The 19,177-nt window shown below is 71.5% G+C and carries 17 protein-coding genes; 8 read left to right on the top strand and 9 right to left on the bottom strand.

Annotated features, from left to right (window positions below; all coding sequences use genetic code 11):
* The first annotated feature begins 180 nt into the window (after positions 1-180).
* Positions 181-2,022 carry a DNA primase gene (dnaG, locus tag ACIBKY_RS18300; RefSeq protein WP_397097834.1) on the top strand — a complete coding sequence of 614 codons (1,842 nt, stop codon included), beginning with the start codon at positions 181-183 and terminating at the stop codon, positions 2,020-2,022.
* A gap of 69 nt (positions 2,023-2,091) precedes the next feature.
* Here the strand turns inward: dnaG and ACIBKY_RS18295 are convergent, their stop codons facing one another.
* A complete protein-coding gene (locus ACIBKY_RS18295; protein ID WP_397097833.1) occupies positions 2,092-3,090 on the bottom strand; it encodes a helix-turn-helix transcriptional regulator in 999 nt (332 codons plus the stop codon).
* A 56-nt stretch (positions 3,091-3,146) separates the two neighbouring features.
* On the opposite strand from ACIBKY_RS18295, the gene ACIBKY_RS18290 reads away from it, so the two are divergent.
* Together ACIBKY_RS18290 and rpoD are read left to right on the top strand one after the other, a co-directional pair.
* Positions 3,147-4,013, top strand: a complete 867-nt coding sequence (locus ACIBKY_RS18290) for an SDR family oxidoreductase (protein WP_397097832.1) — start codon at positions 3,147-3,149, stop codon at positions 4,011-4,013.
* Between the two features lie 268 nt (positions 4,014-4,281).
* Positions 4,282-5,385, top strand: a complete 1,104-nt coding sequence (gene rpoD / locus ACIBKY_RS18285; RefSeq protein ID WP_312896804.1) for an RNA polymerase sigma factor RpoD — start codon at positions 4,282-4,284, stop codon at positions 5,383-5,385.
* Between the two features lie 50 nt (positions 5,386-5,435).
* On the opposite strand, the gene ACIBKY_RS18280 is transcribed toward rpoD, so the two are convergent.
* The 7 genes from ACIBKY_RS18280 to ACIBKY_RS18250 are packed head-to-tail and all read right to left on the bottom strand — an operon-like array spanning position 5,436 to position 13,710.
* Positions 5,436-6,239: a transporter substrate-binding domain-containing protein gene (locus ACIBKY_RS18280; RefSeq protein ID WP_397097831.1), complete on the bottom strand. Its 804-nt coding sequence runs from the start codon at positions 6,237-6,239 to the stop codon at positions 5,436-5,438.
* Positions 6,236-7,639 carry a hypothetical protein gene (locus ACIBKY_RS18275; RefSeq protein ID WP_397097830.1) on the bottom strand — a complete coding sequence of 468 codons (1,404 nt, stop codon included), beginning with the start codon at positions 7,637-7,639 and terminating at the stop codon, positions 6,236-6,238. The genes ACIBKY_RS18280 and ACIBKY_RS18275 overlap by 4 nt, the downstream gene beginning before the upstream one ends.
* On the bottom strand, positions 7,636-8,325 hold the full coding sequence (locus tag ACIBKY_RS18270; RefSeq protein WP_397097829.1) for an FHA domain-containing protein: 690 nt from the start codon (positions 8,323-8,325) through the stop codon (positions 7,636-7,638). Before ACIBKY_RS18270 ends, ACIBKY_RS18275 begins: the two co-directional genes overlap by 4 nt.
* On the bottom strand, positions 8,325-9,599 hold the full coding sequence (locus ACIBKY_RS18265; protein WP_397097828.1) for a VWA domain-containing protein: 1,275 nt from the start codon (positions 9,597-9,599) through the stop codon (positions 8,325-8,327). The genes ACIBKY_RS18270 and ACIBKY_RS18265 overlap by 1 nt, the downstream gene beginning before the upstream one ends.
* 9 nt (positions 9,600-9,608) lie before the next feature.
* On the bottom strand, positions 9,609-10,415 hold the full coding sequence (locus ACIBKY_RS18260) for a PP2C family serine/threonine-protein phosphatase (protein ID WP_397097827.1): 807 nt from the start codon (positions 10,413-10,415) through the stop codon (positions 9,609-9,611).
* A complete protein-coding gene (locus ACIBKY_RS18255) occupies positions 10,412-12,541 on the bottom strand; it encodes a tetratricopeptide repeat protein (protein WP_397097826.1) in 2,130 nt (709 codons plus the stop codon). Before ACIBKY_RS18255 ends, ACIBKY_RS18260 begins: the two co-directional genes overlap by 4 nt.
* A complete protein-coding gene (locus ACIBKY_RS18250; protein ID WP_397097825.1) occupies positions 12,538-13,710 on the bottom strand; it encodes a hypothetical protein in 1,173 nt (390 codons plus the stop codon). Before ACIBKY_RS18250 ends, ACIBKY_RS18255 begins: the two co-directional genes overlap by 4 nt.
* A 119-nt stretch (positions 13,711-13,829) precedes the next feature.
* Here ACIBKY_RS18250 and ACIBKY_RS18245 point away from each other — a divergent pair, with 119 nt between their 5' ends.
* The 5 genes from ACIBKY_RS18245 (at position 13,830) to ACIBKY_RS18225 (ending at position 18,397) form a co-directional block, all read left to right on the top strand.
* Complete coding sequence (locus ACIBKY_RS18245; RefSeq protein WP_379619625.1) at positions 13,830-13,985, top strand: hypothetical protein; 156 nt, start codon at positions 13,830-13,832, stop codon at positions 13,983-13,985.
* A gap of 84 nt (positions 13,986-14,069) precedes the next feature.
* The gene (gene efeO / locus ACIBKY_RS18240; protein ID WP_397097824.1) at positions 14,070-15,251 is read left to right on the top strand and encodes an iron uptake system protein EfeO; all 1,182 of its coding nucleotides are present in this window, start codon (positions 14,070-14,072) and stop codon (positions 15,249-15,251) included.
* Positions 15,252-15,254: 3 nt separating this feature from the next.
* Entirely contained in the window at positions 15,255-16,457 is a 1,203-nt protein-coding gene (efeB, locus tag ACIBKY_RS18235; RefSeq protein ID WP_397097823.1) for an iron uptake transporter deferrochelatase/peroxidase subunit, read from the top strand.
* A gap of 189 nt (positions 16,458-16,646) precedes the next feature.
* The gene (locus tag ACIBKY_RS18230; RefSeq protein WP_397097822.1) at positions 16,647-17,924 is read left to right on the top strand and encodes an amylo-alpha-1,6-glucosidase; all 1,278 of its coding nucleotides are present in this window, start codon (positions 16,647-16,649) and stop codon (positions 17,922-17,924) included.
* Positions 17,921-18,397 carry a hypothetical protein gene (locus ACIBKY_RS18225; protein ID WP_397097821.1) on the top strand — a complete coding sequence of 159 codons (477 nt, stop codon included), beginning with the start codon at positions 17,921-17,923 and terminating at the stop codon, positions 18,395-18,397. The genes ACIBKY_RS18230 and ACIBKY_RS18225 overlap by 4 nt, the downstream gene beginning before the upstream one ends.
* Here the strand turns inward: ACIBKY_RS18225 and ACIBKY_RS18220 are convergent.
* Entirely contained in the window at positions 18,394-19,170 is a 777-nt protein-coding gene (locus ACIBKY_RS18220; protein ID WP_397097820.1) for an alpha/beta fold hydrolase, read from the bottom strand. The genes ACIBKY_RS18225 and ACIBKY_RS18220 overlap by 4 nt on opposite strands.
* Between the last annotated feature and the right edge of the window lie 7 nt (positions 19,171-19,177).

Here is a 19,177-nt window from a genome sequence, read left to right as displayed (position 1 = left end):
GCGGATCCGGATGATGTCTCCCAGAATGCACCCGGACCCCACCATACGGGCGAGCCGCCCACTCCGCTCACCCGTCCTCCCGCCCCTCAGGATGGACGGCGCACTTCCATGCCTTGATCAATGAAGCCCGTTGCGCATGCGGCGGCGATTGTGTCGGTGGGTCGCAATAGACTCTGCCGCGTGGCTGGCCGGATCCGTGATGTCGACATCGCACTCGTTCGTGAGCGTTCCCCCATCGCCGAGGTGATCGGCGAGCACATCCAGTTGCGCAACGCCGGCGGAGGCAACCTCAAGGGCCTCTGCCCCTTCCATGACGAGAAGAGCCCGTCCTTCAACGTCACCCCCGAGCGCGGCATGTACTACTGTTTCGGCTGCTCAGAAGGTGGCGATGTGATCACCTTCGTGGAGAAGACCGAGCATCTGCCGTTCAGCGAGGCGGTGGAGCGGCTGGCCGCGCGGGCGGGAATCACGCTCCAGTACGAGCAGGGCGGCTATGTGCCCAAGCGCGATCACGGGGAGCGGGCCCGGCTGATCGAGGCGCACAAGGCGGCGGCGGAGTTCTACCGCGACAGACTGCTGTCGCCGGACGCGGCGCCGGGCCGGAAGTTCCTGTCGGAGCGGGGGTTCGAGCGGGCCGACGCCGAGCTCTTCGGCGTGGGGTACGCGCCCAACGAATGGGAGGCGCTGACCCGGCACCTGATGGGGCGGGGCTTCACGGCGGAGGAGATCGTCAAGGGCGGGCTGGCCAAGGAAGGGCGCCGGGGGCCCATCGACCGGTTCCGCGGCCGGTTGATCTGGCCCATTCGCGATGCCACGGGCGATGTCATCGGGTTCGGGGCACGCAAGCTGATCGAGACCGACGACGGTCCCAAGTACCTCAACACCCCTGATTCTCCGCTCTACAAGAAGTCCCAGGTGCTCTACGGCATCGACCTGTCCAAGAAGGAGATCTCCAAGCGTTCGCAGGCCGTCATCGTCGAGGGCTACACCGACGTGATGGCCTGCCACCTCGCCGGCGTGCCCACGGCCGTGGCCACCTGCGGCACCGCGTTCGGCGAGGAGCACATCAAGGTACTGCGGCGCTTCCTGCTGGACCAGTCGGCCGCCACCGGTGAGGTGATCTTCACCTTCGACGGTGACGCGGCGGGCCAGAAGGCGGCGCTGCGGGCGTTCGCGGACGAGCAGAAGTTCGTGACCCAGACCTATGTGGCCATTCAGCCCGACGGGCTCGACCCCTGCGATCTGCGGATCAAGCAGGGCGACGCGGCGGTCCGCGATCTGATCGCCAGCCGGGAACCGCTCTTCCAGTTCGCGATCCGCTCCACCATCGCCCGCTACGACCTGCGCAGCAACGAGGGCAAGATCGCGGCGCTGGACGCGGCGGCGCCGATCGTGGCCGGGATCAAGGACGTCGGCCTGCGCAAGCGCTACGCGATCGACCTCGACCGGTGGCTCGGGTTCATGGACGAGCGCTTCGTCATGCAGCGCATCGCCGAGGTCGGCGGCGCGCAGCAGGGGCGTCCGCAGCGGGCGCGGCGGGAGGCGCCGATCGACCCCAACGTGCGGGTCGAGGGCGAACTGCTCAAGCTGGCCATCCAGCGTCCCGCCCTGCTCGGGCCGCGCTTCGACGCGCTCGACCCGGCGGCGTTCACCGGGGCCGACCACGTGGTGATCCACGGCGTGATCGTCGCGGCGGGCGGCGTGGCGGCGGCCGGGTTCGGCGGGCGCGAGTGGGTCGACCGCCTGTTGGAGCACGCGCCCGACGAGGCCGCGCGCGGGCTGGTGACGCGCTTCGCCGTCGAGGTCATCCGGGCCGAGGCGCACGTCGAGGAGAGGTACGGCGCGGCGATGCTGGCCGCCATCGAAGCGGTCGCGGTCGACCGGGCCATCGCCCAGGTCAAGGCGAGGATCCAGCGGCTCAACCCGGTGGAGGAGCAGCAGGAGTACAACCGGATGTTCGGCGAACTGGTCGCCCTCGAACAACAACGCCGCGTCCTGCGCGACCGCGCCGCCGGCAGCTGACCCCGCGGGCGAGCACCAAGACCGCGCCGCCGGCGGCTGACCCTGCGGGCGAGCATCGACACGGCGCCGTCAGCCTGACCGTCCGTCCGGCGGGCTGACGCCGCGTGCCAGGCGCGCCGCGGTCTCCCGGAGGTACGCGCGGAACTCGGGCGGCCTCACCACCTCGAAGTCGGCGGCCAGCGCGGTCAGGATGAGCACCGGCCAGTCGAACTCGTCCACGTGCAGCACGAGACGGCAGCTCTCGTCGTCGACGGGTTCCACGATGCCGCCCGTCGCCGCGACCACGCGCCGGGCGTGCTCCAGGGAGGTCCGGACGATCACCACGACCTCCCAGGCGGTGGACTGCGAGGTGAAGCGGTCGCGCACGAAGGCCGCCGGATCGCCGCCCGGTACCTCCCTGGGACGGAACGGCACGCCGGTGGTGGCCGGGGCCCGCATCCGGTCCACCCGGAAGGTCCGCCAGTCGTGCCGGTTGAGGTCCCAGGCCAGCAGGTACCACTTGTGCCGTACGGACACCAGCCGATGCGGCTCCACCTGCCGCCTGTCCTCCGTACCGGGCTCCGGACGGGACGCCGAATCAGGGGCGCGGTAGGTGAAGCGGAGGCGTTCGGTGTCGCGGCAGGACTGGGCGAGGGTGGTGAGGGTGGCGGGGTCGGTCCGGGGTCCCGCCGAGGTGAACGGGCGGACCGTGTAGCGGGCCAGGGCGTCGACCCGGTGCCGCAGCCTGGGCGGCATGACCTGGACGATCTTGGCGAGGGCCTGGACGGACGTCTCCTCCGCGCCCGCGACCGCGCCGTCCGCGGCCGCCTGGAGTCCGACCGCGATGGCGACCGCCTCGTCGTCGTCCAGGAGGAGGGGCGGCATGGCCGTACCGGATCGGAGCTGGTAGCCGCCGTCGACGCCGCGGGCGGCGTCGACCGGGTAGCCGAGCTCGCGCAGGCGGTCGATGTCGCGGCGCAGGGTGCGCTCGCTGACGCCGAGGCGGGCGGCGAGGTCGGTGCCGGGCCAGTGGCGGTGGGTCTGCAGGAGGGACAGCAGGCGCAGCATCCGGCCGCTTGTGTTCGCCATAACCGGCAGGATATTGCGGACGGAAAGTGGCCGGAATGGGTTCTAGCGTGAGTGGCATGACGGTTCTGGTGACGGGCGCCACGGGATTCGTGGGCCGCAACGTGGTGAAGCAGCTCGTGGACGCGGGCGTGCGGGTAAGGGCGACGACGCGCAGGCCCGAGGGTGCGCACGGGCTGCCGGACGAGGTCGAGGTGGTCGGGGCCGACCTGGAGCGGCCGCGGACGCTGGAACCGGCGCTGGAGGGGATCCGGGCGCTCTATCTGTTCCCGGTCGAGGAGACGGCCGAGGAGGTGGTGGCGCTGGCCAAGGCGGCGGGCGTGCGGCGGATCGTCGATCTGTCGGGCGCCTCGGTGAGCGTGGGGCTGCATCACAACCCGGTCGAGACGATCGTGGAGAAGTCGGGCCTGGAGTGGACGCACGTGCGGCCCGGCGGGTTCATGGCGAACATGCTGCAGCTCTGGGCCCCGTCGGTGCGGGCCGAGCGGGTGGTGCGCTATCCGTTCGCCGACGAGCCGATGAACCTCGTCCACGAGGCGGACATCGCCGCCGTCGCCGTGCGGGCGCTGCTGGAGGACGGGCACCACGGCCGCGCGTACACGATCACCGGGCCGGCCTCGTGGACGGTGCGCGAGCAGGTCGCCGCCATCGGGGCGGCGCTCGGCGAGCCGGTGCGCTACGAGGAGGTCTCGCGCGAGCGGGCCAGGGAACTGCTCAAGGCGCAGGGCGGGTTCGCCGCCGCGTCGGCCGATCTCATGCTCGGCTTCGTCGACTACGACGGTGGTACGGCATCCGGTGAGGACGGCTACTCCGATCAGGACTGGTCGGCGCTGGAGCGTCCGTGGCCCGATCTGGAGCAGGTGCTGGGCCGTCCCGGGCGCACGTACGCCGATTGGGCCCGCGACCACATCGGGGATTTCCGGTGAATTCAGTGGATTGATTCCCGACGTCTCAGGCAGGGAAAGCCGTCCGCCCGGCACCGCACAGTTGCCGGGCGCTCCCGATCACATCGCGCAATTGACTTTACTTTCCTGATCAAACTCGGGCTAAACCTTAAACCGATCTCAATTTGGTAAGACCCCGCGCCTTACCTTCTGTGACAAAAATGGGTCTGCCATTTTATGGAACCAATACTGCAGACTGTGTCCCGTGGGTGCATCGGTACTGCCAGCAGGAGCGCCATCGGTCGACCAGGTGGCGGACCTCGTCGCGAAGGGAAGGGAGCGCGGCAGCGTAACCGTCGATGACGTCGCCGCCGCGCTCGACCGATCCGAGCTGCCGTCCGACGCGCTGGAACGCGTCGTGCGCATGCTCGCCGAGAACGGCGTGGAGGTCCTCGAGCCCCAGGGCGACGAGGAGACCACTCGCGCCGACGAGGAAGACGTAGGCAAACGCGCGCCGACCAGCGATCTTGTCCGCATCTACCTGCGCGAGATCGGCCGCGTGCCGCTGCTGACCGCTGAGGAGGAGGTGGAACTCGCCAAGTCGATCGAAGCCGGTCTGTTCGCCGAGGACAAGCTGGGCAACGGGGTATCCCGCCTGGCCTTCCCCGAACTACGCGAGCTCGTCTGGCAGGGGACCCGGGCCAAACAACGCCTCATCGAGGCCAACCTGCGACTCGTGGTGTCGATAGCCAAACGCTATGTCGGCCGCGGAATGCTCTTCCTGGACCTGATCCAGGAAGGCAATCTCGGCCTGATCCGCGCGGTCGAGAAGTTCGACTACACCAAGGGCTACAAGTTCTCCACGTACGCGACCTGGTGGATCCGGCAGGCGATCACTCGGGCGATTGCCGACCAGGCGCGCACCATTCGCATTCCGGTGCACATGGTGGAGACGATCAACAAACTCGTCCGGGTGCAGCGTCAGCTCCACCAGGACCTCGGGCGCGAGCCCATCCCCGAAGAGATCGCCAAGGAAATGGACCTGCCGGTCGATCGCGTGGTGGAGATCCAGCGCATCGCCCAGGAGCCGGTCTCGCTGCAGTCGCCGATCGGTGAGGAAGATTCCGACCTGGGCGACTTCATCGAGGACGCCGACGCGGTGGTCCCCATGGAAGCCGCCGCCTTCATCATGCTCCAGGACCAGCTCGACGACATCCTGGCGACCTTGTCGGATCGCGAGCAGCGCATCATCCAGTTGCGCTTCGGCCTCGCCGACGGTCATCCGCGCACGTTGGAGGAGGTCGGACGCGAGTTCGGCGTCACCCGCGAGCGCATCCGGCAGATCGAGTCCAAGACCCTGGCCAAGCTGCGCCACCCCACACGTGCGCAGATGCTCCGGGACTACCTGGACTGAGTTCACCGACGCACGCGGGCCCGGACGCCGCCGGGCCCGCGCGTCCGTGTTTACGAGCAGCCCTCGAACTGGGGCACGGCGATCGTCGAGAAGTCCAGGTCGGTCGTGCCGAACCACTTCTTGAACAGCGACTTGGCCGTGCCGTCCTGGTACATGTCGGTGATCGCGCGGTTGACCGCCTCGCAGCCCTCCACGTCACCCACCCGCAGGCCCACGCCGGTCCGCTGCTCGTTGAAGCGCGCGTTGAGCAGCCGCAGGCCGGAGCCGTCCTTCGCGGCCAGGCCGGCGAGGATGATGTCGTTGGTGGTGATGGCGTCCACCTGCCCGGCCTTCAGGTGCTGCAGGCAGGTGCCGTAGTCGGGCACCGGGACGAGCTGGGCGGCCACCTTGCGCTCCTCGACCACCCGCTGGCCGGCGTTGGCCCCCTGCACCTCGCAGATCCGCCGCCCCGCCAGGCTCCGGACGTTCTTGATGTCCCGCTCGGTGGGCCGTACCAGGATGTCCTGGTACGACAGGTGGTAAGGACCGGCGAACAACACCCGCGACTTGCGCTCCTGGGTGATGGAGAACGTGGCCAGCACCAGGTCGGCCCGGTCGTCGGCGAGCACCTTCTCCCGGTCGGCGGCCAGCACCGGCACGAACTGCGGCGCTGCCCCGAGCTTGTCGGCGATGTAGCGGGCCACGTCCACGTCGAAGCCCTCGAACCCGCCGGAAGCCGTGCGCACACCGATCCCCGGCAGGTCGGTACGGACCCCGATCCTGATCGTCTCCTTGCCCATCACGCTCTCGACCCCGCCGGTCCCGCAGGACACCGCCACGAGCGCCAGTACGGCCAGCGCCGCGATCCGCCTCATCGGTACTCCCTCAGCCGGGGCCACACGCCGGCGGCGATCAGGACGGCGGCCGCGCCGAGCGCCCACGGCGCCAGCCGCCACAGCCCGTCCAGCGCCCCGTCACCGGCGGCGACGGTCTTCGTGAACGTCGCCTCGTAGCGCTCGCCCACCGTCACCAGTTCCTTGTCGAACGCCGCGAAGCCCTTGGCCAGCTCGTCGAGCTTGGCCGAGACGGCCTGCGCGGTCTGCCCCGAGGTCGCCAGCGTGCGCATCCGGCCGTCGGCCTCCTGGAAGCGCCGGTAGGCGGCGAAGTTGTCGGAGATGTTGGCGCGGACCGGGGCCAGCAGGCCCAGGCTGACCTTCCCGTTCTTGGCCAGCGTGGCGTGGTAGGCCTCCACGTTGCCGCCGTCGGCGTAGACGAGCGACTGCGACTTGTCGAGGAAGGCGTGCTCGTAGGTGTCGGCTCTGTCCGGGTCGAGCAGATAGCGCGCCTGGTCGGCGTGGAGGCTGTTGCCGATGGCGCGGGCGCGGGCGGTGGTCAGCACCGCGTCGAAGCCGTCGCGCTTGGCCGCCGCGATCGACTGCAGCGCCTGACCCAGCACCCCCACCCCGACCAGCCCCGCGACGACGGTCAGCGCCGTCGCGACGAGGAGCGCGGGCGCCAGCCGCCTGCGGAAGGCACGGGCCAGATAGAGCTGCAGGGCCACGATGAGTCCGCCGACCGCGATCAGCGCGGCGATCAGCCCGAGCATGAGCAGCCGGACGGCTGCGCTCTCCTCGTCGTGGGTGCGGCGCACGATCGTGCCGCTCTCCAGCGTCAGGTTGTACGCCTTCGGCAGCAGCTCCAGCCGCATCAGGTCGGTGGCCTTCCGGTAGACGTCCAGCACCGCCTCCGGAGGGACACCCGCGCGGTGGTCCGACTGGGTGTTCAGCAGCAGGGCCTCGCCGGCCAGGCGCTCGTAGCGGCCCAGGCCGTCCAGGACGGACTGGATGGTGAGCCGCTCCGCCGGGTCCCCGTCGGCCAGCTCGAACGCGTCCAGCAGGGCCTGGTTCGCCTCCGTGCGGCGGCGCTCGTACTGGGCCAGGGCGGCGGCGCGGCGCTCGCCGTACTCGCTGCCCATGAGCAGCACGTCGGCGACCTGCGCGTCCATGTCGCTCAGCCCGAGATAGAGGCCGGCCGTGGCGACGACCTGCGGGCCGGAGTCGTGGCCGATCACCCGCAGGCCCTCGCGGGCGCTGCCGCTGCCGAAGGCGAGCAGCGCCGACAGCAACGCGAGCGCGATCAGCACCGCGCCGGTGAGCGTGCGGACGCGGCCGGGCACGCTGTGACGCGAGACGGCGTGCTGCGTGACCACCGGAGCGGGGACCGCGCTCTGGGTCTGCGCGGGCGGCGGTGTGGTGGCGGGCTGGACGATCGTCATGGCATGTTCTCGCGGATGGTGATGACGGTCCACGCGCCCACGTGGATGCGGTCGCCCGGCTTCACCGGCACCGGCACGTTGACCTTGAGCGCCTTGCCGTTGACGCGGGTGCCGTTGGCGGAACCGGGGTCGACGAGGTCCCAGCCGCCGTCGTCCCTGAGCAGGAGGACGGCGTGCAGGTGGGAGACGCCCGGGTCCTGCGGCGGGCCGCTGAGGTCGATCTCGGGGTCGTTGCCGCCGGAGGATCTGTGCCGGCCGATCCGCACGTGCCGGCCGGCCATCGCGAACGAACGCTCGGGGCAGTACGGCGGGAAGGCCATGGCGGCCGCGTCGGGACCGCCTTCGGCGATGATCTCGTTGAAGTAGGCCCGGTCGGCGCCGGCGATCGCCTCCCAGCGCGTCGGCGGGGACGGGGGCACGCCGGGGCCGGGGCCGGGGGTGTGCAGGTCGGAATGGCCCTGAGTCTCGGCGGGTGCGTTGAAGTCGTGGCCGCAGACCTCGCAGAACTGCCCGGCCCGCGGCGCCTGGCACACCGGGCACGGCTCGCCGCCGGCCGGGGCCGCCGCGACCTGGGTGGGGGGCTGGACGGTCAGCGAGGCCGCGACCCCGCCGCCGGACATCTGGGTGCCGCAGACGTCGCAGTAGTCGTCGGCGCCCGACGGGTGCCCGTTCGGGCAGGTGGCCATCAGCCCTCCTCCTTCCTTAGCTTGCTGGTGCGCACCGAGCCCGTGTCGAGCTCGATCATGTCGGCCTTGTCGACCTGGCGGCGCAGCCGCGCGGTGCCGGAGGAGTCGACCTCGACCACCTTGTCCAGCAGCCTCGCGGTGTCGCCGTGACCCGACTCGACCGCGATCTTCCTGGCCCTGGCCAGGCGGGCGGTGGCGGTGTCCAGGTCGCCGGCGTCGCGGGCGCTGAGTCCCTCCTGGATCAGCACGGCCATCTCGGCCTGGCCGCTGTAGTGGGCGACCTTCGGGTTGAGCCGGGTGGACAGGGCCAGGTCGTCGGTCCACTGGGCCAGCACGTTGCCGCTGGCGAAGACCTCCTGCGTGTCCGGCAGCACGAGCTTCACCCACCCGGCCCTGATCTCGTTGCCGATCTGGCCGGGCTGGTCGAGCTCCACGCACAGGTGGTAGACGCGCTCCTCGGCGCCCCACGAGCCGGTCGGGTAGTCGCCGGTCAGCGGGTTCACGTCGGTGCGCTTGCCGGTGAGCTCCACGAGCGTGGGGTTGACCTGCTTGACGAACTTGATCCGCGAGTTCTGCGGCGCCCACAGGCGCAGGGCCAGCTCGGCCACGGTCTTGCCCATCGACTGCTGGGTCAGGTCGCGGAAGAACGCGGCCAGGTCGCCCTGGTTCCTGACGAAGGCGGAGGTGCCCAGCAGCGCCTCGGCCACCTTGCGCAGCTCGGCGGGAACCCAGTCCTCGCCGATGCCGAGGCTGTCGCAGACGAACCTGCCCTCGCACGCCTGCAGCGCGCGGGCGAAGACGTCGGCGCTCTGGTTGTTCTGTCCGTCGGTCATCAGGATCGCGTGCTTGATGGCGTTCGGGTGGTAACGGAACAGGTTCTCGGCCAGCTGGAGCCACCGGCCGATCTCGGTGCCGCCACCGGCGCCCAGCCGCCGGATCGCGCCAAGCGCCTCCTTGCGCGAGGCACCGTGCGCCGGAACCAGCCTGCCGCTCTGCGGATAGATCACCGCGGCCTCGTGGTTGCCGGCGATCACCGCGAAGTGCACGCCGTCGCGCAGCGCCTGCACCGCCGCGGAAGCGGCCTCCCTGGCATCCCTGATCTTGCTCCCGCTCATGGAGCCGGACACGTCGATGATGATGATCTCCGCGGCCTCGGCGGGCCCCGTGTCCTTGGTGACGGTCCCGGAGGACTCAATGGTCAGGACGGCGTGCACCTCGCGGCCGTCGGTCGGCAGGAACTTGTTCTGGTCGATGTTCAGCTTGAAGTCAGCCATCAGTGCCTCCTAGGGGTTCACGGGGATCAGAACGACGGTCACGTTGTCCCGCCCGCCCGCGTCGAGCGCGTGCTTGAGCAGGTCGCGGGCGAGCGCCTGAGGCTCGCCCGCGTCGGGCACACCGTCGCCGAGGTAACCGGACAGGCCGTCCGTGCACACGCACACAAGGCCGGGCTCGCTGGGCGCGAAGGTCCGCACGTGCGGTTCGACCGGGCCGGCGTCGGCGCCGAGCCAGGCGGTGATCTCGCCGGTGGGCGCGGCGTCGTCCACGGTCAGCTGGGTCCAGCCGGGCAGCCAGTACGCGCGGCTGTCGCCCGCCCATGCCAGCGTGATCCGCCCGCCGCCCACCACGGCCGAGACATAGGTACAGGCCGGAGGGTTGTCCGGATCGTCGGCCAGATCGGCGACGGCGCGGAAGGCCAGCTTGAAGGCCTCCTCCGACGAGGCGCCACCGGCCAGCGCGGCCGAGGCGGTCCGGACGGCCGCCGCCGACGCCTCGTCCGCCCTGGGGGAGGAGGCGACGCCGTCGCAGACCACCACCACGGTCGTGCCGCCCGCCTCCAGCAGCGCCATCGCGTCCTCGTTGCGGGTACGGCGCAGCCCCTTGTCGCTCACCCCCGCGGCGCCCGTCTCCAGGGTCGCCTCCTCGTGGTCGCGGGCGGTGGGCTGGCGCAGGCCGCAGCGTTCGCAGTAGCCCTCGGGGTCCACGGTGGGGGTGCCGCACGCCGTACACGTGGGGGCGTTGAGCGGATGGCCGCAGGCCTCGCAGAAGGAGTCCGACGGCAGCACCGAGGCCGCGCAGAGGGGACAGGTCATACCCACGTCCTCATCCGGACGGCGTTGGCCCGGTCGACCAGTGTGTGGCGTTCGCGGCGCGAGGTCGCGGCGTGGGCCAGGCGGCGGTAGATGCCCTCCAGCTGGCCGCGCACGCTCTCCTCGGTGAACGGCTGCCCGGCGATCGTCAGGCCCGCCTGCGGGGCCGCCTTCGCGAGCCCGGCGAGGGCGGAGGTCAGGACCTCCGCCAGCATGCCGTCGCGGCGGCTCTGGTCGAGGTCGGTCAGCGCGTCGAGGCGGTCGGCGGCGCCGGCGGCCTCGTGCGCGTCACCCGCCCGGGTGCGGGCGCCGATGGCCACGCAGGCGAGCTGGGCGGCCACGCGGTGGCTGGAGCTGGCCGGCACCTGGTCGAGCACGCGCACCGCCGAGGCGGTGTCGCCCGCGGCCAGATGGCGTCTGGCCAGGCCGAAGGCGGCGCTGACGTAGGAGCGGTCGGTACGCCAGACGGTCTCGTACCAGCGGCCGGCGTCCTTGCCCGCGGCCTCCAGGGCCAGGGCGAAGGCCAGCTTGGGAGCGAGCTCGCCGGGCAGCAGGGTGAAGGTCTCGTCGAACAGCCCGGCGGCCGTGCCGGCGTGGCCGGTGGCCAGCGCGTGGACACCCCGGTACCAGGTCAGGCGCCAGTCGCCGCCCAGCGTGCCGGCGGCGTCGGCGAGCGCCTGCCCGGCCTCCGGGCTGCCGGTCTCGGCCAGCAGCCTGATCCGCGTCAGGATGGTCTCGGGCGTCTGCGGCATCGCCTCCACCTGGGCGAGCAACTGCTGCGGGAAGCGGCCCGCGAGGCCCGCCAGCGCGCCGGCAGCGGGGTCGGCGGGGTCGGCAAGCGGCACCGGCATCGCCGCCGCGGCCTCCTGCGGATCCAGGTCGGCGAAGACCCGGGCCGGGTCGGGGGACAGGGCCGCGCCCGCCGCCAGGCGTTCCGGCCCGAACAGCCCGGACACCTGCGGGAACGGGACGCCTTCCGCCTCGGCGCTGATCTCCCGCAGCACGCCGGTGAGCTGCTCCTCCATCTCGGCCGCGCTCTGGAAGCGGGCCGGCGGCTCGGGAGCGGTCGCCCGGCGCAGCAGCCGGGTGAAGGACTCGTGCCCGCAGTCGGCCGGCAGCGGGTTCTCCTTGCCGTCGCGTACCGGGCTGAAGCCGGGTATGGCCAGCACCGCCAGCGTCCTGGCCACGGTGTAGAGGTCGGAGACCACGGAGGAGGGCAGGTTTTCCAGCTCGGGCGCGTGGTAGCCGCGCGTCACCCACGAGGTGCCCGGTGGCGAGCCGAGCCGCTGGACCGCGCCCAGGTCGATGAGCTTGAGCCGCCTGCCGACACGAATGGCGTTGGCGGGCTTGAGGTCGCAGTAGACCAGGCCCTGCTCGTGCAGGTAGCCGAAGGCGCGCAGGATCTCCCTGCCGTACTTGAGCGCGTCGCGCAGCGGGATCACGCCCTGGCGGCGCAACTGGTGCAGCGACTGGCCGCCGACGAACTCCATGACGATGTAGCTGAGGCCGTCGTGGTGCTGGAAGTTGATGATGTCGACGATGTTCGGGTGGTCGACGGAGGTGAGGAAGCGCCGCTCGGCCTCGGCCGCGGCCAGGGCCTCGGCGTCGTTGGTGTTGAGCAGGCCCTTGAGCACGACGGGCTTGCCGTCGAGGTTCTCGTCGGTGGCCAGGTAGATCCAGCCGAGACCGCCGTGGGCCATCGCGCCCCGCACCTGGTACTGGCCGCCGACCAGGTCGCCCTCCACCAGTTTGGGGCTGAAGGAGAAGCGGGTGCGGCAGTTCGGGCAGAACCCGTCGGCACGGCCGGGCTGACCGTCCCTGCCGCGTCCCACCGGCCGGCTGCACGAGGTGCAGAAGCGTTTGTCCTCGGCCACGTGCGGGTCCTTGAGCACCACGTCGTCGGGGTTGACGGCGGGCACCGGCGGCAGGTCCTCCAGTGAGGCGGCCAGCCGGCCGCCGGTCGAGCGGCTCACCGGGCCGCTGACCGGCGTGCTCATGGGCGTGCTCAGGGGACCGGTGGCCGGGGAAGCGCTCTGCGTGGCGGGTGGTGCGGCGGCCGCGTGGCCGCAGAGGTCGCAGTAGCCGTCTTCGATGGTGCCCGGGCAGCCCGGCTGGGCACACGTGGTCATCGGCTGCCTCCATGAATGGCGTTCTGGTAGAGGTCGACAGCGGTGGACGCCTGCCTCAGGTCGCAGGGGGCGGTCCAGAGGATCTGGTGCGCCCGCTCGTACAGACGGCTGAACTCGGTGTTCTCCGCCAGGCCGACCCTGGCGGCCTTGGCCTGGGTGGCGGTGAGCCTGCCGCGCAGCTCGTCGCGGCGGCCGATGAGGCCGAACAGCGCCCGCGTGCTGGCCCGTGCCTGGCCGGTGGCCTCGGCGGCGGCCTTCTCCAGCGCGTCGAGGCGGGCCGATCTCGTGAGCCAGCCCTCTGCCGCGGAGTCGAGGCCGGAGAGGTGGGCGAGGAGGTCCCGCAGGCGGTTCCTGGGTGCCGCGGACGGCGGCAGGACGATCTTGACGACGACCTGGCCGTGGGCCATCCTGGCCTCCGCCTCGGCCTGCCGTACCGTGTCGATGGCGGCCAGCAGCCGGTCACGGCGGGCGGCGTAGTCGCGCTTGGCGCGCACGGCCCGCTCCAGGTCGGCGCGGCTCGCGTCGAGAAGCTTGGTGAGGCGGTCCAGTTCGGGGCCGGGCGGGGCGCAGCCGACGGGGTCCTCGACGACCTGTGCGCGCACGCGCGCCAGGTCGGACTCGATCGCGCTGAGGTCGAGGCGTTCGCCCAGCTCGGCGGTCATGGTCGCGAGCGCCTGCGCGCCCGCCTCGGCCTGCTCGATGCGGGGCAGGGCGGGGTTCCAGACCGCGTCGACGTCCTGCAGGGTCTTGGCGATCTCGCCGAACGCCGCGTCCATCCTGGCCACCGTCTGGTCGAGGGTGAGCAGCTCGTCCGGTTCCGCCTCGCCCAGCGTGCGCTGCTCCACGGGCTTGGCCGCGGCCTTGAGCACGACGGAAGGGCCGGTCAGCAACGCGGTGATCTCGGCCAGTTCCGCGGTACCCGGTTTACCGCGCCGTGCCCGTACCTCTTCGGCCTGCCGGAGCACGGCGCGGTAGAGGTCGTACAGCGCCCACATCGCGGCCACCGACGCCTGCGCGGCGGCCCACCTGCTCGCCGTGGCGCCCCGCAGGGTGGCGCCCTTGAGTAGCTGGTAGGTGTTGTGGGCATCCAGGTCGAGAAGGTCGCCCGAGATGCGGTCGCGTTCCTCCGCGCGTGCTCGGAGCTCATAGTCGGCGCCTTCTCGGCTCATGGGCAGACCCAGGCTCATCACACTCCCCGTTCAGGCCAGGTAGGGGGATCCCTGACTTGACCCTGATTCAACCCTGTGACGCCTGCATTTGGCTTGAATCCGCGCATACCGTCGATGACATGGGACGAATTCTTCTGATCATCGCCGCTCTCGTCGCGGCCTTCATTCTGCTCGGCCCGCTCGTGGGCCTCGTGTTCACGCTGATCAAGTGGGCCCTGATCATCGGCGCCGTCGGGCTCGGCGTCCTGCTGCTGAAGAAGGTGCTCACCGACTGAGGTCACCTTGGTGGCGTACGTCACTCTCCCCTGTTAGGTTAGGGGAAGCTAAGTTAGGGGCACCTTACGTCACCAGGAGACCCCATGGCTTCCGTGCTCCGGACGCTCGCCCTGAGCGGTTCTCTCGCTCTCGCACTGACAGCCTGTGGCGGCACTGACGACGGAGCGGACGGCGGCACCGGGAGCGGCAGTGGCAGCTCCGGTTTCACCCAGGCCGCGCCCACCGGCGCGGTCAAGGAGACCGTGGGGGTGGCCGCCACCGACACCACCTGCGTGGCGGAGAAGACCGACCTGGCCGCCGGAGTCATCAAGTTCGCGATCAAGAACCAGGGCGCCCAGGCCACCGCGGTCTACGTCTACCGCGCCGACAAGAGCGTGGTCTCCGAGCGCAACAACATCCAGCCGGGAGCCTCCGGTGAGCTCGTCGTCGAGCTGGGCGGCGGCTCCTACCAGCTGGCCTGCAAGCCCGGCCACAAGGGCGAGGGCATCCGCCAGGACTTCAAGGTCACCGGCGAGCTCGCCAAGCAGGCCGACCCGCGCGTCACCCGCGCCGTCGAGGACTACCGAGCCTACGTCACCGCGCAGGTGGACGACACGATCGCCAAGACCGAGACGTTCGTCGCCGCGGTCAAGAAGGGCGACGTCGACCGGGCCAAGGATCTCTACGCCCCCAGCCGCTACGGCTGGGAGAGCGTCGAGCCGGTGGCCGAGGCGTTCGGCGACATCGACCCCAAGGTGGACCTGCGCGAGGCCGACCTCGAAGAGGGTCAGCAGTGGACCGGCTGGCACCGCCTGGAGAAGGCCCTCTGGGTCGCGCCCGGCACGCTGGCCAAGGAGAAGAAGTACGGCGACCTCCTGCTCAGGGACCTCGCCGACCTCAAGTCGCGCATCCCCAAGGCGCAGATCGACGCCACCTCGATGGCCAACGGCGCCAAGGAGCTCCTCGACGAGGTGGCCACCGGGAAGATCACCGGCGAGGAGGAGGCCTTCTCGCACACCGACCTGTGGGACTTCGCCGCCAACGTCGAGGGCGCCAAGAAGGTCTACGACCTGCTCACGCCCGTGCTGCAGGAGAAGAACCCGGCCCTGGTCACCACCCTGGACACCGAGTTCGCCGACCTGGACAAGCTGCTGAAGGCGCACGCCTCCGGTGACGGCTGGATCACCTACGACAAGCTGTCCAAGGCCCAGATCAAGGAGCTGGCCGACGGCGTCAACGCCCTCGCCGAGCCGCTGTCCGGGCTGGCCGACGCCGTGGCGGGCTGAGCCGTGGCCGTCTCCCGCAGAAAGCTGCTCACGGGCGCGGGCCTGGCGGCCGGCGCGGGCGTCGCGGTCGTGGGAGTCTCCCTGGTACGGCTCGGCGGCCCGGAACCCGCCCGGGCCGCGCCGTCCGCCGTCCCCTTCCACGGCCCGCACCAGGCCGGCATCGCCACCCCGGTCCAGGACCGGCTGCACTTCGCCGCCTTCGACCTCGTCGAGCCCTCCGTGCCCAAGGCGGTGGCCCTGCTGAAGGCGTGGACCGACGCGGCCGTGCGGATGACCGCCGGGCAGGAGGTCGGCAGGGGCGCGCTGGGCTCGGCGCTGGCCCCGCCCGACGACACCGGGGAGGCGCTCGGGCTGCCCGCCTCGCGGCTCACGCTGACGGTGGGCTTCGGCCCGTCGTTCTTCGACCGGCTCAAGCTGACCGCCCACCGGCCCGCCCAGCTGCGGAGGCTGCCGCACTTTCCCGCCGACAAGCTGGATCCGGCGCGCAGCGACGGCGACCTGTGCGTCCAGGCGTGCGCCGACGACCCCCAGGTGGCGGTGCACGCGGTCAGGAACCTGGCCAGGCTGGCCTTCGGCACCGCCGCGGTGCGCTGGTCGCAGCTCGGCTTCGGCAAGACCTCCTCCACCACGCCGGACGCCCAGACGCCGCGCAACCTCATGGGGTTCAAGGACGGCACCAACAACATCGCCTTCAACGACCGGGCCGCGCTCGACCGGCACGTGTGGGTGGGCACGGAGGCGCCGTCGTGGCTGCGCGGTGGCTCGTACCTGGTGGCCAGGCGGGTCCGGATGCACATCGAGACCTGGGACCGTACCTCGCTGCGGGAACAGGAGGACATCTTCGGGCGGACCAAGGGGGAGGGCGCGCCCTACGGCGGGCGGCGCGAGCACGACGCCGTGGACCTGGCCAGGCAGCCCCCGGATTCGCACGTGCGGCTGTCGAACCCGGATTCGCTGGGCGGGGTGCGCATCCTGCGCAGGGGCTACTCGTTCACCGACGGCACCGACGGGCTGGGGCGGCTGGACGCGGGGTTGTTCTTCCTCGCCTACCAACGCAACCCCGAAACCGGATTTATCCCGATTCAGCGGGCGTTGGCTCGGCAGGATCCGCTCAACGAGTACATCCAGCACGTCGGGTCCGGGATCTGGGCCTGCCCGCCGGGCGTGGCACCCGGGCAGTTCTGGGGGCACACGTTGTTCGGGTAGGCGTTGTTCTGGTGCGTGGTTTGTTTGGGTAAGGGCGTAGTCGTTACGGCGGGTGCCCCGTGAGCCCTCACTGGCGGCGCCCGACGGAGGCCCGCCGGGGTCGGTGGGGCGGGGGGATGGCGAAAGCCGTACGAGATCCTCAGGTTTTTGGGGGTTTGGGTTTTGACGTGAGGCGCGCATAGTGGGTTGATGGAAGCGCGGCCCGCGGTCGATGATGCCGCGCTCGGGCGCGAGGCCATGGCCGTGCTCGAGGCGAACTGGACGGGGACCGCTACCGTGCCCGCGCCCGGCCTCTACCCCCACCAGTGGAGCTGGGACTCCGGCTTCGTCGCCATCGGCCTCGCCCGCCACCGCCCCCAGCGCGCCCACGCCGAGCTCGCCGGACTGCTCGCCGGCCAGTGGTCCACCGGCATGGTGCCGCACATCGTCTTCCACACCCCCGAGGCGTACTTCCCCGGGCCGTCCGTCTGGCGCTCCCAGGACCACGCCGCGGCGCCCGGCGGCGTGCTCACCTCCGGCCTCACCGCGCCGCCGCTGCACGCGCTCGCCACCTGGTGGATCTGGCGGCACGGCGGCGACGCCGCCTTCGCGCGCCACCTGTATCCGAAACTCGCCGCCCAGCACGCCTACCTCGCCTCCGCCCGCGACCTGGGCGGCTCGGGACTCGCCGCGATCATCCATCCGTGGGAGTCCGGCATGGACGACAGCCCGTCCTGGGACGAGCCGCTCGCCGCCCTCCCAGAGATCCGGTACGGCTACCGCAACGTCGAACTCGACGAACGCCACCCCGACAGCGACCACGACCGCTACGTCTGGCTCGCCCTGCGCTACCGCAACGCCGGGTACCGCCCCGAGTACCTGCGCGACGAGCACCCCTTCGCCGTCGAGGACCCGTTCTTCAACGGCATCTGGCTGGCCTCCTGCCAAGCTCTCGCCGAACTCGCCCGGGTCGCGGGAGCCGACCCCACGCCCCACCGCGAGCAGGCGGAACGCATCAGGCAGGCGCTGCTCGACCGGCTCTGGGACGGCTGCTTCTACGCCCGCGACCTGCGCACCGACCGCCTCATCCGGGTCAGCACCATCGGCGCGTTCGGCCCCCTCCTCGACCCCGGCCTGCCCGCCGGGCACGTGCGCGCGCTGATCGACGTGCTGGAGTCGGCCAGGTTCATGGGCGCCACCGGCTATCCCGTTCCGAGCTGCGAGATCAGGGCCGCCCAGTTCGACCGCACCCGCTACTGGCGCGGCCCGTCCTGGGTCAACACCAACTGGCTGCTGCGCCGCGCCGCCGCCGTCCACTCCCTCGGCCAGCTCTCCCGGCAGCTCACGACCGGCACCCTGCGTCTGGTCAGGCAGGCCGGGTTCCGCGAGTGCTTCGACCCGTTCGACGGCAGCGGGCGCGGGTGCAGGGACTTCTCCTGGAGTGCGGCGCTCACCCTCGACCTGCTGGCCGATAGCGTGGAGGAATGAGCTTCCTGAGCCGCCTGCCCGCCGACGTCCGCAAGTCCCTGGCCACCGAGCCGGGGGAGCGCGTGCTCGCCTTCGCGCCCTCGGGCGACGGGTACGTGGTGGCCACCGATCGGGCGTTGTTCCTGCCTGACGGGGGGCGGGTGCCGTACGAGACGATCGAGCGTGCGGCATGGAGCGAGGACGGCGTGCTGAACGTCGCGACCACCGCCGGCGAGCGTCACCGGGCGCCGGTGAGCGAGCCCCGCCGCCTGCCCGAGACGGTCCGCGAGCGGGTGAACTCCACGATCGTGGTCAACAAGCACGTGCGGCTGCCGGGGCGGGGTGGAGTGCGCCTGGTCGCCCGCCGCCCGCCGGGCGGCGAGGTGAAGGAATGGACGCTCGTGTTCGACGAGGGCATCGACCCCAACGACCCCGGCGTCCGCGCCCAGGCCGAACAAGCCCTTGAGGGTGTACGGCGGAGCATGGGCGTCTAGACCGTCGCCAGGAAGTCCCGGACGGCGGCGGCGAACGCCTCCGGGGCCGCGGTGTAGACGAGGTGGTCGGCGTCCACCTGGGCCGCGGTGGTGCCGGGGCGGCGTTCGACCATGGCACGCACCTGTCCGGCGGGGATGACTCCCCTGGTCGCGTGGACGAGCAGGGCGGGGCAGCCGCTCTTCGTCCAGTCGGCCCAGTGGTCGCCGTGCACGTGCTCCTCCGACGCGTACATCTCCTTCGGGTGGAAGGGCAGCCGCCAGGTGCCGTCGGGGTTCTCCCTCAGCCGGTCGGCGAAGAACGGGGCCGCCTGGCCCAGGCCCGTGACCAGCGCGTCGCGGGTCGGCGCCGAGTGGGGCAGGTCCAGCAGGAAGCCGAAGGGGTTCTTGCCGTCCAGCCCAAGCTCCGCCGGTCCCTCGGCGTTGACGAGCGCGCCGACGCGGCCGGGGTGACGGGCGGCGAACTGATAGGCGTTGATGGCGCCGAGTGAATGCCCCAGGAGCGCGACGCGGTCCAGGCTCAGGTGATCCAGCAGGGCTTCCAGGTCGGCCAGGTAGCCCTCGCGCGTGTAGTCCGCGGCACGGTCGGACTCGCCCTGCCCGCGCTGGTCGGGGGCGATCAGCCGCCACCCGGGGCCCAGGTCGGCGGCCAGGCGGGCGAACGTGGCGCCTTCGGACAGGTGTCCGTGCAGCGCGACCAGCGGGCGGCCGGTGCCGCCGAAGTCGAGGTAGGACAGGCGGCGGCCGTCGATGGTCAGTTCGGCGCGGTTCTCCATGAGGTGA

This window comes from Nonomuraea sp. NPDC050394 (assembly GCF_044459065.1).
Lineage (GTDB): Bacteria > Actinomycetota > Actinomycetes > Streptosporangiales > Streptosporangiaceae > Nonomuraea.
Note: the sequence above shows the minus strand (reverse complement) of the source record. Positions and strands in the feature narration are given on the sequence as shown.

Bases quoted from the DNA above. Each gene is read 5' to 3' on its own strand.
- ACIBKY_RS18295 (WP_397097833.1), bottom strand. From the start codon at position 3,090: ATGGCGAACACAAGCGGCCGGATGCTGCGCCTGCTGTCCCTCCTGCAG.
- ACIBKY_RS18290 (WP_397097832.1), top strand. From the start codon at position 3,147: ATGACGGTTCTGGTGACGGGCGCCACGGGATTCGTGGGCCGCAACGTG.
- ACIBKY_RS18280 (WP_397097831.1), bottom strand. From the start codon at position 6,239: ATGAGGCGGATCGCGGCGCTGGCCGTACTGGCGCTCGTGGCGGTGTCC.
- ACIBKY_RS18275 (WP_397097830.1), bottom strand. From the start codon at position 7,639: ATGACGATCGTCCAGCCCGCCACCACACCGCCGCCCGCGCAGACCCAG.
- ACIBKY_RS18270 (WP_397097829.1), bottom strand. From the start codon at position 8,325: ATGGCCACCTGCCCGAACGGGCACCCGTCGGGCGCCGACGACTACTGC.
- ACIBKY_RS18265 (WP_397097828.1), bottom strand. From the start codon at position 9,599: ATGGCTGACTTCAAGCTGAACATCGACCAGAACAAGTTCCTGCCGACC.
- ACIBKY_RS18260 (WP_397097827.1), bottom strand. From the start codon at position 10,415: ATGACCTGTCCCCTCTGCGCGGCCTCGGTGCTGCCGTCGGACTCCTTC.
- ACIBKY_RS18255 (WP_397097826.1), bottom strand. From the start codon at position 12,541: ATGACCACGTGTGCCCAGCCGGGCTGCCCGGGCACCATCGAAGACGGC.
- ACIBKY_RS18250 (WP_397097825.1), bottom strand. From the start codon at position 13,710: ATGAGCCGAGAAGGCGCCGACTATGAGCTCCGAGCACGCGCGGAGGAA.
- ACIBKY_RS18245 (WP_379619625.1), top strand. From the start codon at position 13,830: ATGGGACGAATTCTTCTGATCATCGCCGCTCTCGTCGCGGCCTTCATT.
- efeO (WP_397097824.1), top strand. From the start codon at position 14,070: ATGGCTTCCGTGCTCCGGACGCTCGCCCTGAGCGGTTCTCTCGCTCTC.
- ACIBKY_RS18230 (WP_397097822.1), top strand. From the start codon at position 16,647: ATGGAAGCGCGGCCCGCGGTCGATGATGCCGCGCTCGGGCGCGAGGCC.
- ACIBKY_RS18225 (WP_397097821.1), top strand. From the start codon at position 17,921: ATGAGCTTCCTGAGCCGCCTGCCCGCCGACGTCCGCAAGTCCCTGGCC.
- ACIBKY_RS18220 (WP_397097820.1), bottom strand. From the start codon at position 19,170: ATGGAGAACCGCGCCGAACTGACCATCGACGGCCGCCGCCTGTCCTAC.